This is a genomic window from Yinghuangia sp. YIM S10712 (assembly GCF_051388935.1).
GTDB lineage: Bacteria > Actinomycetota > Actinomycetes > Streptomycetales > Streptomycetaceae > Yinghuangia.
This window is the reverse complement of record NZ_JBPKBI010000014.1, coordinates 159,977-171,580: the sequence shown is the minus strand read 5'-3', so window position 1 is coordinate 171,580 and position 11,604 is coordinate 159,977. Positions and strand designations below refer to the sequence as shown.

At 70.5% G+C, this 11,604-nt stretch carries 12 protein-coding genes and 1 pseudogene; 8 read left to right on the top strand and 5 right to left on the bottom strand.

The window, feature by feature from the left end; genetic code table 11:
* Window positions 1-92 precede the first annotated feature (92 nt).
* The 4 genes from ACRX5W_RS25010 (at window position 93) to ACRX5W_RS24995 (ending at window position 2,034) form a co-directional block, all read left to right on the top strand.
* Window positions 93-296, top strand: a complete 204-nt coding sequence (locus tag ACRX5W_RS25010; protein WP_436790541.1) for a hypothetical protein — start codon at window positions 93-95, stop codon at window positions 294-296.
* A gap of 35 nt (window positions 297-331) precedes the next feature.
* The gene (locus tag ACRX5W_RS25005; protein WP_436790540.1) at window positions 332-1,051 is read left to right on the top strand and encodes a DUF234 domain-containing protein; all 720 of its coding nucleotides are present in this window, start codon (window positions 332-334) and stop codon (window positions 1,049-1,051) included.
* Between the two features lie 132 nt (window positions 1,052-1,183).
* Window positions 1,184-1,612 carry a YybH family protein gene (locus ACRX5W_RS25000; protein WP_436790539.1) on the top strand — a complete coding sequence of 143 codons (429 nt, stop codon included), beginning with the start codon at window positions 1,184-1,186 and terminating at the stop codon, window positions 1,610-1,612.
* 32 nt (window positions 1,613-1,644) lie between these two features.
* Window positions 1,645-2,034 (top strand): winged helix-turn-helix transcriptional regulator, encoded by a 390-nt coding sequence (locus ACRX5W_RS24995; protein WP_436790538.1) that lies wholly within the window; start codon window positions 1,645-1,647, stop codon window positions 2,032-2,034.
* A 23-nt stretch (window positions 2,035-2,057) separates the two neighbouring features.
* Here the strand turns inward: ACRX5W_RS24995 and ACRX5W_RS24990 are convergent, their stop codons facing one another.
* Window positions 2,058-2,555, bottom strand: coding sequence for an ATP-binding protein (locus ACRX5W_RS24990; protein WP_436790537.1), 498 nt, complete (start codon window positions 2,553-2,555; stop codon window positions 2,058-2,060).
* A 161-nt stretch (window positions 2,556-2,716) separates the two neighbouring features.
* Here ACRX5W_RS24990 and ACRX5W_RS24985 point away from each other — a divergent pair.
* Window positions 2,717-3,137, top strand: a pseudogene (locus ACRX5W_RS24985) (DUF5753 domain-containing protein).
* Window positions 3,134-3,421: a DUF397 domain-containing protein gene (locus ACRX5W_RS24980; protein ID WP_436790536.1), complete on the top strand. Its 288-nt coding sequence runs from the start codon at window positions 3,134-3,136 to the stop codon at window positions 3,419-3,421. Before ACRX5W_RS24985 ends, ACRX5W_RS24980 begins: the two are co-directional and overlap by 4 nt.
* Before the next feature lie 117 nt (window positions 3,422-3,538).
* Here the strand turns inward: ACRX5W_RS24980 and ACRX5W_RS24975 are convergent, their stop codons facing one another.
* Both ACRX5W_RS24975 and ACRX5W_RS24970 read right to left on the bottom strand, forming a co-directional pair.
* Window positions 3,539-5,011 (bottom strand): AAA family ATPase, encoded by a 1,473-nt coding sequence (locus ACRX5W_RS24975; protein WP_436790535.1) that lies wholly within the window; start codon window positions 5,009-5,011, stop codon window positions 3,539-3,541.
* A 201-nt stretch (window positions 5,012-5,212) separates the two neighbouring features.
* On the bottom strand, window positions 5,213-6,235 hold the full coding sequence (locus tag ACRX5W_RS24970) for a GlxA family transcriptional regulator (protein ID WP_436790534.1): 1,023 nt from the start codon (window positions 6,233-6,235) through the stop codon (window positions 5,213-5,215).
* A 126-nt stretch (window positions 6,236-6,361) separates the two neighbouring features.
* Between ACRX5W_RS24970 and ACRX5W_RS24965 the strand changes: the two genes are divergently transcribed.
* The gene (locus tag ACRX5W_RS24965; protein ID WP_436790533.1) at window positions 6,362-7,246 is read left to right on the top strand and encodes an NAD(P)-dependent oxidoreductase; all 885 of its coding nucleotides are present in this window, start codon (window positions 6,362-6,364) and stop codon (window positions 7,244-7,246) included.
* Window positions 7,243-7,869: a maleylpyruvate isomerase N-terminal domain-containing protein gene (locus ACRX5W_RS24960; RefSeq protein ID WP_436790532.1), complete on the top strand. Its 627-nt coding sequence runs from the start codon at window positions 7,243-7,245 to the stop codon at window positions 7,867-7,869. Before ACRX5W_RS24965 ends, ACRX5W_RS24960 begins: the two co-directional genes overlap by 4 nt.
* A 77-nt stretch (window positions 7,870-7,946) precedes the next feature.
* On the opposite strand, the gene ACRX5W_RS24955 is transcribed toward ACRX5W_RS24960, so the two are convergent.
* Entirely contained in the window at window positions 7,947-8,903 is a 957-nt protein-coding gene (locus tag ACRX5W_RS24955; protein WP_436790531.1) for a helix-turn-helix transcriptional regulator, read from the bottom strand.
* 210 nt (window positions 8,904-9,113) lie between these two features.
* Window positions 9,114-11,597 carry an excinuclease ABC subunit UvrA gene (locus ACRX5W_RS24950; protein WP_436790551.1) on the bottom strand — a complete coding sequence of 828 codons (2,484 nt, stop codon included), beginning with the start codon at window positions 11,595-11,597 and terminating at the stop codon, window positions 9,114-9,116.
* Window positions 11,598-11,604: the final 7 nt, after the last annotated feature.

Here is an 11,604-nt window from a genome sequence, read left to right as displayed (position 1 = left end):
CCCGAGTACCCCATACACGGGATATGCCCACACCTGACGCACCGTCAACTGGACCCACAAAGATCAGTAAGGTTCATTTTACTAAAACTCATTTGAGTAAACTTCAACTGTCCACGTACGGCCGCCCGTTCCACCAGCGGGGAGCCGAGATGGTGCTCCCGCCTCTGACGCCGTACGAAGTCGGCGAGATGACCGGCCTCACCGCTGCGGACGCGATCGACGCCCACCTGGTCACCGGGGGCTCCCGCTCATCTGCCAGGAATGGCAGCCGGGAGAGAACCGGGAATCGTTCCTGAGCCGCTGCCTCGACGACCCGACCTCGCCCCTGCTGGTGTCCGGCGAACGCATGCTCGCGGCGGAGTTCCCCGTGGAGGTCCAAGCGCGGCACGTGCTCTCGGTCATCGGCTCCGGCGAGCGGACTTTCAGCGCCATAGCGTCTCGGTGCGGTGCCGACGACAAGCCCCTGCCGGCCGGATCGCTCAGCCACGCCCTGCGGACCCTCACCCACAAGCGGCTGGTCGCCGTCGACACGCCGCTGTCCACGAAGCCCGGAGACCGCGACCGCCGCTACCGCGTGGCCGATCCCTACCTGCGCCTGTGGCTCGCGTTCTTCGAGCGCGGCATCGCCGAGGTAGAACGCGGGCGCGGCAGCCGCGTCGCGGCCGCGGTGGAACGAGGCTGGGCATCGTGGCGAGGGCGCGCGGTGGAACCGCTGGTCCGCGAGGCGCTGGGGCGGCTGTTGCCGGACGACGCTTGGCCGCACGCCCATGAGATCGGCGGATGGTGGCCGCGTACGAACAATCCGGAAATCGACCTGGTGGCCGCCGACCGAAGCCCCGCCCGGGAGATTGTCTTCGCCGGGTCGATCAAGTGGCACGAGCGGGCGCCGTTCGGCGGCCGGGACCTCGCCGCCCTCGCCCGCGACGCCCTGGCCATCCCGGGCGCCGACGGTGACACCCAGCTGGTGGCCGTCTCGCGCTCAGGCTTCGACGTCACCGACTGCGCCGCCACGTTCGGGGCGGAAGAACTCGTCGACGCCTGGGCTCCCTGAGGCTCTTCGCCGAGATGGACAAAAGCCGCCACCACGCGCGGTTCTCGTCTATCTCGACGGCGCGAGGCGGTCCGTACGGATGGCGTGGGTTTCCGTTTGGTGACCTGCGCACGGACCGGCTTGGCTGGGCGCATGACAGACAACACCCCCAGCTCAGACATCCGATTGACCGATGCCCCCGCCTGTCATCCGAAGGTGTTCGAGGCCGCGTTCAACACCGGTCGCGCCGACGTCCTCGCCGGCGTCTACGAGGCGGACGCAGTGTTCGTCCCCGAATCCGGGGCCGAAGTCCGAGGCGACGCCCTGCACGCTGCCAACGCCGAGTTTCTCAGCCTGGGCCTTCCCATAACCGTCCGGCTGCGGCACTGCTACACGGCCGACGACCTCGCGCTGCTCATCGTCGACTGGACGATCGACGGCACCGGTCCGGACGGCGGACACGTCCGCATCGAAGGCACCGCCACCGACGTCGCCCGCCGTGGCCCGGACGGGCTGTGGCGTTACGTCATCGACAACCCGTTCGGTGTCGCGCTCGGCACACGGCCCACCGGCAGCGTCTGAGTGGTACGGCACCACGTGCGAGACTCGGGCCCATGCGAACGACCGACGGCACCCGGGGATGGGACCTCGACCTGGTGCCCGACGAGTGCGGCCGAACCAGCCGGCCGACGCCGGACTGCCCGGTTGAAGTCGCTCTCGCCGCCGTCGCCGGACGCTGGACCACCCTCGTCTTGCGCGAGCTCATGCACGGTCCGCAGTCGTTCGGCGACCTCCGCGAGCGGCTGCCGGACCTGACGGCGAAAGTCCTCTCCGAACGCCTGCGCACGCTAGAGGAGCGCGGGCTGGTCGGGCATGTGCGGATCTCCGGCTTCCCGTCCCGCAGCCGCTACGAACTCACGGATACGGGGGAAGCGCTGCGACCCCTCTTGCGGGAGCTGTACAGGACGGGTGCCGCCCTTCTGACCGCAGCCGAGTCCCGCTGAAAGGTACGAATCCCCGCGCTGCTTCAGGGCTTTCGAGCATCTTGACGGGCCGGGGGCGGGCCCGGGGGCGCGGCGAGTTCGAACCAGACGATCTTGCCGGTGGTGTCGGGGAGGAGCTGGGATCCCCAGGCGTTGGCGAGTGATGCGACGAGCGCGAGGCCGCGGCCGGAAATGTCGGTGGGGGACGGGTGGCGTGGGCGCGCGAGTTCGACGGGGTAGCCGTCGGTGACTTCGACCCGCAAGGTACCGGTGGGAGACAGGGCGCAGCGTACGGTGACCCGGCCGTGGGGCAGGGGCCGGGCGTGGCGGCAGGCGTTCGTGACGAGTTCGCTGAGCAAGAGCTGAGCTGTGGTGGTGACTTCGTCGCCGACGTGCCAGATATGGGTGTGTTCACGCAGTTGTGCGCGGGCGTTGCCGGCGCTGCGGGGGTGGTGGGGGAGAGACCAAGTCACCTCGTGCGGGTACGTCGCGGGTACGAATGGCGCGACTGAGGCGTCGGTGGGGTGGTGGTGCGTTGTCATCGGACTCCTGGGTCGTTGTACGAAAAAGCGGGCCGGGCGGCCAAGTTGATTGCGGAGAGTGATTCCGCAGATTGCTGATCACAGTCTGTTTTCGGCCACTTACACTCATATAGTGACGACGCGGGTACGCAGCGTGGCGGTCCCGTGGTGAACCGGGGGAGGTGGATGCTGTGGCGACGAACTCCCAGACGCCGTTGGAACGCCAGGAGCGGCTGACGCGCAAGCCGTGCGCGGAGTTCGGCTTCGTGGTCTACGAGGCGGCGCTGCGCAGCACGGTGGGCGGACGCGAGGTGATGGCGTCAGCTCGTCTGGTTGCGCGAGGTCGGCGAGTTGCGCAATGTCTCTGTGCAGGTGCTCCGTGCGGACAGCGGTACCGTTCCTGGGCTCAGCGGTTCGCTGGTGCTCCTGGAAACCGAGGAGCATGAGCGCTATGCATATGTCGAGGGTCCGGAAACGAGCGCGCTCTACTCGGATGCAGAGACGATCAGCCTGCTGACCCAGCGGCATGGCATGATCCGCACCCAGGCCCTCACCATCAGGGATTCGGCGCGGTTCATCGCGGAGCTGGAGGAAGAGCTTTGAATGACGAGCTGAACTGGCGTAAGTCCAGCTACAGCGACGACCAAGGCGGCGCTTGCGTCGAAGTTGCCGCCGTTCAGGGCACGTTGCAGGTGCGCGACTCCAAGGTCAAGACCGGGCCGAGGCTGGCCNAGTCCAGCTACAGCGACGACCAAGGCGGCGCTTGCGTCGAAGTTGCCGCCGTTCAGGGCACGTTGCAGGTGCGCGACTCCAAGGTCAAGACCGGGCCGAGGCTGGCCATCACCCACAGCGCATGGACGGAGCTGGTCCGCGCCACGGCTTCCTGAGCCGCGCGACCTCATCCCGCGACGCGGCGCATTGATCAAGCCTCGCCGCGTCGCGGGGCATGCACGCCTATCCGTGACGAAACCGCATTCATCGAGAGGTCCGGCTGAGCCTTTCCGTCAGGTGTAGAGCTCGGCCAAGCCGAGTAGGCGCACGTCGTCGCGCTGGTCCGCTTCCCGCCTGACGTGCTCGGTGAATCCGGCCGCGCTGAAGCAGGCGAGGATGCAGCCGTCGGTGTCCATGCCGCGGGTGGTGAGGACGTCTCGGGCGCGGGTGAGGCGTTCAAGGTGCGGGAGTCCCATGGTCGTTCCCCATTTGACCTCGCCGAGCAGCGCAACCCTGGGCCGGTGGCGGCTGTCACCGGCTTCGACGACCGCGGTGTCGATTTCGATCGAGGTGCGGGTCGAGGGGTCGGTCACCACCCCGGCGCCCACCTGCCCCAGCGGTGAGCCGGCCAGATCGGCGCCGGGACCCAGAAGGTAGGCGCGGCACACTGTTTCGAAGTACGGGCCGGCCACTTGCGCCGCGAAGCGTGTCCTCGACGCCGCCCATACCTGGGGTGCCTGGCCGAGCTCCAAGCGACCCCAGGCCGGACGCATGATCGCCTCATAGAAGGTGATGAGGGGTTCGGCGATGCCGTATCGCGACTTGCCGGGGCGGAAGATGTCCGCCTCCCTGATGAGCAGGTGCGAGTCCTCCAGCACGTTGAGCGGGTGGGAGATGTCCACCGCCTTGCGCCCGATGTAGCCGGCGATGCCGCCGCGTGTGCTGTTGCCTTCCGCGACCGCGGCCAGCACGGAGTGGTAGAGCGAGGTGTCGCGGATGTCGGTCTCCTCGGCGAGGAGATAGCGCGCCTCCCGGAACAGCGGGCTCAAGGGCGACATGACCGCCCGGCACACCCAGTCGTCGAAGTCGGCGAGATCACCGGGGACGTCGTCCGCGAGGAACTGCCGCCGGTAGGCGGGCGTTCCGCCGAGCACCGCACCCAAGCGGACCGCCAGCGCCGGTTGTTCGGCGACCTGCCAGAACTGCGCCGCCGCGCGGAAGTCGAACGGGCGCATCACCAACTCCAGTTGCGCGCGTCCGCGAAGCGGGGCCGAGCCGGCGAGCAGCCCGCCCATCACCGACATCGCCGAACCGCACAACAGCAGCCGCATTCGGCTGGGCCGGGTCTGGAACCGGTCGATCTCACGTTGGAGCAGCGACGGGAGTTCGGGCGAGACCTTGGCCAGATAGGGAAACTCGTCCAGGACGATGACCAGCGGGCCGTCGCCCCTCTCCGGCACGGCGAGGCCGAACAGGAAGGTGACGGCGTCGTCCCACGTCGCGAACGAGAAGGGCGCCGGTGCTCCCATGTATTCGGCGAGTGCGGCGCCGAACTGGCGCAGTGATTCCCCCGCCGTGGCCGTCGTGGCGCCGAAGTAGAAGCCGTCGCACTGCTCGGTCAGGGCGCGAAGCAGGTACGTCTTGCCCATCCGCCGTCGTCCGCTGACAACGCCGAGCAGGGCGTGGGACGACGGTCGGGTGGCGAACGTGGCGAGCGCCCGCCACTCGGCCACACGGTCGAAGACATCCGCAGGTTTTTGCAGCATCGTCGGCATTCCTTAGGAGCACAGTTCTAAGGACTGTACTCCTTGTTGATGCCGGCCGGGCACTGTGAGGAGAATCTGCGGACCGGTTGCTCGGCGGGGTGCGTCCCCGTTTGGGGCTGGCGGGCCTCGAAAAAGTGGCTGTGAGCACCGACCCGGAGCGGGGCGGGTGCGGGTGCTGTACGTCATGCTGTGGTGCGGCGGTCAGATCGGCGGTTGCGGCTTCGTGGTCGGCTCGGGTGTTCGGGCGAAGGCCCGCCGGTAGTCGCTTGGGGACACCCCGACCTGTTTCAGGAAGTGGTGGCGGAGGTTGTTCGCCGTGCCGAGGCCGCTCAGTTCGCCGACCTTCTCCACCGGCAGATTCGTGGATTCCAGGAGGCTTTGGGCCCGTGCCAGGCGCTGGTGGAGGAGCCACTGGTGGGGAGTCGTCCCGGTGGCCGCCTGGAGCCGCCGGTGGAAGGTCCGCGTGCTCATCGCCGCGCGCTGTGCCAACTCCTGGACGGTCAACGGCTCGTGCAGACGGTCGCGGGCCCAGTCGAGTACGGGTCCGAGGCTTCCTTCGTCGGCGGCCGGTACCGACAGATCGATGAACTGCGCCTGACCGCCCGGCCGGTGGGCGGGCACGACCATGCGGCGGGCCAACTGATTGGCCACGTGGGCGCCGAGGTCACGCCGTACCAGATGCAGGCAGAGGTCGAGCCCGGCCGTCAGTCCGGCGCTGGTGAGCACATCGCCGTCGTCGACGTACAGCACCGAATCGTCGACCTGGATCTTGGGGTACCTCGCGGCCAGTTGCGCCGTGTGCATCCAATGGGCGGTCGCGCGGCGTCCGTCGAGCAACCCCGCCTCGGCGAGTGCGAAGGCGCCGGTGCACAGGGAGACCATACGGGCGCCCGCGTCGTACGCGCGGCGCAGAGCCGCGATCAGCTCGGGCGGCAGCGGACGTCCTTCCTCGACGCAGGCGTCCGGCACGGAGGGCACGATGACCGTGTCCGCGCCGACGAGGTCGTCGAGCCCGTACGGCGTCCGCACCGACAGCCCGGTCGCGGCCGGGGAGCCGTCGTGCCCGGGATCCCCGGTGCCGCACAGGAGCAGGTCGTACCAAGGCTCGGCGAGGTCGGGCTGCGGCTTCCCGAACACCGTGCACGGGATGCTCAGTTCGTACAGATCCCATGAGGGAACGCCCACATCGTCGCTGACGACGACGGCGACGGAGCCAGGATTCATGCGTCGAGGCTATGGCAGGAATTTGGTGGCCGCTGTCACCCCGGTCACTGTTCCCGGGCATCGCGCGCTGCGATCTTGGTCGTCACGCAACCGACCACCGCACAAGCGGATGCACAGGGAGTTCGCATGCAATCTGATCACCAGGCCGTCACCGTAATCGGGTTGGGCTCGATGGGCTCCGCGCTCGCGGCCGCGTTTCTCGACCGAGGCCTCACGACCACCGTCTGGAACCGCTCGGCGGACAAGGCCCGATCGTTGGTCGACCGGGGTGCCCGCCGGGCCGCGACGCCGGAGGAAGCGGTCGCGGCGAGCCCGCTGGTCGTCGTCTGCGTGCTGGACTACGAGGCCATGCACGCCGTCCTTGACCCCGTTGCCGACTCGCTCGGAGGGAAGGCCCTGGTCAACCTCACGTCAGGCACCCCGGAGCAGGCCCACGAGGCCGCCGCGTGGGCCCGGTCGCACGACGCCGAATACCTCGACGGCGCGATCATGACCACGCCGCCGGGCGTCGGCAGCCCCGACATGATGTTCCTCTACAGCGGCCCGTCGGCCGTCCTCGAAGCCCACCGCCCGACCCTGGGCGTGCTGGGCGACCCGGTGTACCTGGGCACCGACCCCGGGGCGGCCTCCCTGTACGACGCCGCCCTGCTCGGCCTGATGTGGGCCACCATGACCGGCTGGCTGCACGGCAGCGCGCTGCTCGGGGCGGAGAAGGTACCGGCCGCGGACTTCACCCCCGTCGCGATCCGCTGGCTCGGCGCGGTCGCCGGCTTCCTCACCACCTACGCGCCTCAGGTCGACGCCGGCCACTACCCGGGCGACGACGCCACCGTCGACGTGCAGATCGCAGCCGTCGACCACCTCATCCACGCCGCGGCGGCGCGCGGCGTCGACAACGCCCTGCCCCGGCTCCTCAGGTCCCTGATGGTGCGGACGAAGGCGGCAGGCCACGGGGCCGACAGCTACGCAAGTGTGATCGAGGCGCTGCGCAGCGAGGCAGACGACCGATGACATCCACACTGCCCGCGCACCCCGTGCCAAGCCCCGGCGTCGCCGCCGCGCCGTGGGCGGACCTGCTGGCCGCCACCGCCGACGACTGCCTGTCCGTCCTCGTCGACGGAGCGCAGCGGGACTGGTCACGCCTCGCCCACGGTCTCGACTGGACCTGCCGCCAGACCCTCGACCACATCGCCCTCGGCGTGGTCGGCTACGCCGGCCTGCTCATCGCCCGCCCTCAGGACCGCTACATCACCCTTTTCGCGTCACTCGACCCGCAGGCTCCCGTGCCCGACTGCCTGGACGGCCTGCGGATCGCCGCGTCGCTGCTGGCCGCCACTGTCCGAGGCACCCCTGACGACGTACGCGCCTGGCACCCGTGGGGGCACTCGGACCGCTCCGGCTTCGCCGCCATGGGCATCATCGAACTGGCCGTCCACACCTACGACATCACCCGCGCCCTGGGCCTCCCGTGGACTCCGCCGGACGCCTCCTGCGCCGCCGTGGTCGGCAGGCTCTTCCCGGACGCCCCCGACGGACACAGTCCGTCGGCCACCCTGCTGTGGTGCACGGGCCGCATTGAGCTGCCGGGCCTGCCCCGACGCCGTGTCTGGCAATGGAACGGCAGTCTGCGCTGACCCGAAGCCGGGCGGGCCGCCCAATCCGGTGAGTCGACGAACGAACGGCGGTGCGGGTCCTGCGGCAGGAGCGGCTCTCAGGTGTAGAGGGCGGCCGCGCGGCGGGTCGCTTCGGCCAGGCGGGCGCGGAATTCGGGCGGGTCGAGGACCTCGGCTTCCGGGCCGAGACGGAGAAGCTCGAAATAGCCGATGTCCCAGCTCTCAAGCGGCAGGGTGACGGTGACCCAGCCGTCGGCGTCCGGAGGGCCCGCGGTGGCGAGGGCGTCGGAGGCGGCTGTCGGCTCCAGCAGGATGGGCAGGTGGTCGACGGCGAGCGGGCTCAGGCGTACGACCGCGCGTTCGCGCAACATGGCGCGGGCGAACTCCCGCGACGCCGTGGCCCAGTAGTCCGCCAGGTCGAACTGCGGGTCCCGGTCGAAGTGTTCGTTGCCGGCTTCGGCGGTTTCGAAGCGGTCGACGCGGTAGGAGCCGAAGCGGCCGGATGGACTGCGCGCGGCGACGTACCACTGCCCGGCCTTCAGGACCAGGCCGTAGGGCTCCAGGCGCCGGTCCCGGGCACCGCCGCGCGCCGCGTAGCGAGCGTGGAGGACGCGGTCCTCCCACACGGCGCGGGAGACCTCGGCGAGCAGGGGCGGGGGCTCGGCATCGCGGAACCAGGCGGGTGCGTCCAGGTGGAACCGCTGGGTGGCGGCCGCGGGGGCGTCGCCGAGGGCGGCGGCGACCTTCAACCGCGCGGCGAGGGCGTGTCCGGCCAGGCCCATGTCGCGCAGCGGGCCCGGGAGTCCGGCCAGGTGCAGGACCTCGGCTTCGGCGCGTTCGAGGCCGGTGAGGCGAGTGCGGTAGCCGTCGACGAGACGGTAGCCGCCGCCGCGACCGCGTTCGGCGTACACCGGTACGCCGGCCTCGACCAGTGCGGCGACATCGCGCTGCACCGTCCGCTCGGAGACCTCCAACTCGGCCGCGAGTTCCGTCGCGGTCATGGCGCGCCGGGTCTGGAGGAGCAGCAGCAGTGCGATGGCCCGGCTTGCCCGCATGTCGCTCCTTCCGGCGCCTGGTGTCGTGGCGCGGCGCACCGCTCGTTCGCCTGTCGTGCCTGACCCTGCTGCCGCTGTGCCGCTGTGCCGCCGTGTCTCGGTGGCGACCACGACCGGCCGCCCGGCACCATTCTGGCCGGGCGGCCGGTCGGGTCGGCCTTCGCCCGGGCCACGCATCCGCCCGTGCCCGTCGCGACCGCACGCCGTGCGTCAGCGCCGCGCGTCCGCCGGGGTGTCCAGGAGCGGCAGCCCGGCCGTGTACCGACGGAGGTACCCGGCGGTGGCGGTATCGGCGGCCGCGACGGTGTCGGGGGTGCCCTGCGCGACCACAGCGCCTCCGTCGGGGCCTGCGCCCGGCCCCAGGTCGATCACCCAGTCCGCCGAGGCGGCGACGGGGATGTGGTGTTCCGCGACGACAACGGTGTTGCCCGAGTCCAGCAGGACGTCGAGCGCGTCGACGACCCGCTGGATGTCGGACGGGTGCAGGCCCGAGACCGGTTCGTCGAGGACGATGAGGCCGGCCTTGCGGCTCGTGGCGCCGCGCTGGATGGCGGACGCGAGTTTGAGCCGCTGCGCCTCGCCGCCGGACAGCTCGGTGGCGCTCTGGCCGAGTCGGAGGTAGCCGAGCCCGACCCGTTCGAGTGCCCCGAGCGTCTCGGCGAGTTGCCGGGGGTCGGTGAACACCTCGGCGGCTTCGGCGACGGTCAGGTCCAGCACCCGGTCGACGGCCAGGCCTTGGTAGGTGATCTCCAGGGCCTCGGGTCGGTAGCGCCTGCCGTCGCATGTGTCACACACCACCCACACGTCGGGGAGGAAGTGCATGTCGACGAGTTTGCGTCCGTACCCGGTGCAGGTTTCGCAGCGCCCGCCGCCCGCGGTGTTGAAGCTGAACCATGACGCGTCGACGCCACGCGTGCGTGCCGCGTCGGTCGAGGCGAACAGCTTGCGGATGACGTCGAACGCCTTGCTGTACGTGGCCGGGTTGGATCGCGGCGTACGCCCGAGGGGTTCCTGGTCGACCACGGCGATCCAGCCGAACCCGTCGAGTCCGGTGACCTCCCTCACGGTGTCCGCCACCGTACCGTCCAGTCCGGCCGCCACGCCTGCCGCGAGCGCTCCGAGGATGCTGCTCTTGCCGCTGCCGCTGACCCCGGTCAGGCAGGTGAGCCGCCCGGTGGGCAGGCGCAGGAGATCCGCGACGGCGTTGTGGGCACGCAGGCCGCGCAGTTCCAGCCAGTCGGTGTCCCCCGAGACAGGGCGGCGGGTGCGGCACAGCCGCGGCCCGTTGCCGGCGAGGTGGCGGCCGGTCGGTGACGCGGGGTCGGCGGCGACCAGGGCGGGCGGTCCGGAGACCAGGACCTCGCCGCCGAGGCGGCCCGCGCCGGGGCCCATGTCGACGATCCAGTCGGCGCGGGCGATCAGTTCGGGGTCGTGTTCGACAAGGAGGACGGTGTTGCCGACCTCGCGCAGCTCCAAGGCGATGTCGAGGAGGTGCTTCTTGTCGGCGGGGTGCAGCCCGGCGCCGGGTTCGTCCAGGACGAAGATGACGTCGCTCAGTTCGGTGCCGAGCTGCGCGGCGAGCCGGGTGCGCTGTAGCTCGCCGCCGGAGAGTGTGGCGGCGCTGCGGGACAGTTGCAGGTGAGCCAGGCCGAGCCGGTCCAGGAGGCGGAGTCTGCGTCCGAGGTCGTGCAGCAGGGGCTCGCCGACGGTGCGCCGGCGGGTGTCGAGGCTGTCGGCGACGTGCCCGGCCCAGCGACGGACCTCGCGTACGTCGACCTCCAACAGGTCGGGGTAGGTCAGGCCGCCGAGGCGTACGGACCGGGCGATGCGGTCGTACCCGCTTCCACGGCAGGTGCCGCAGGGCTGCTTGTGCATGTAAGGCAGGTAGCGCTGTTTGGCGCCGGCCGTTTGGGCGTTGTGGAACACTCTCTCCACCTCGGCGAGCGCGCCGCGCAGCGGTTGGCTGGAGGTGTAGGTCATGCGGGCCGTCTCGTTCTTGTTCGGGATGTCGACGGTGGCCTCGACCGCCTCGTTGCCGGTGCCGTACAGCACCTCGTGACGGAACTCGGCAGGCAGGGATTGCCACGGCCGGCTCAGGTCCACGCCGCGTTTGGCGGCCAGTGCGGGGATGAACATGTGTTCCCCGCTGCGCCACTTGGCGTACCAGGGCGACGCGCCTTCGAAGAGGGGCAGTTCCGGGCGGGTGACGACGAGGTCCTCCCGGGCCTGCCAGCGTCCGCCGATGCCGTGGCAGTCGCGGCAGCCGCCTTCGGGGGAGTGGCGGTCGAAGTGGGCGGTGGTCAATGGGCCGTCGCCTGCGCCCGCCGGGTCCACGCCCGTGCCCTGGCCGATCGACGGGATGCGTGAGTAGAGCAGTCCGAGGTGCCCGTCGACGCCGGTGATGGTGGCGACCGTGGAGCGGGGATTGCGGTTCAGGCGGCGCTGGTCGACCGCGAGCGTGGCGCCGAGGCCGAGGACGCGGTCGACCTTGGGGCGGTTGCGCTGGGTGATGTACTGGCGTACGAACGGCGACAGGCCCTCCAGATACCGCAGTTGGGCTTCGCTGTGCAGGGTGTCGATGGCGAGCGAGGTTTTTCCGCTGCCGCTCACGCCGGTGAAGGCGACGAGCCGGCCTTTGGGAATGCTGACGGACACGTTGCGCAGGTTGTTGGTGCGGGCGCCCACGACATCGATGGTGGCG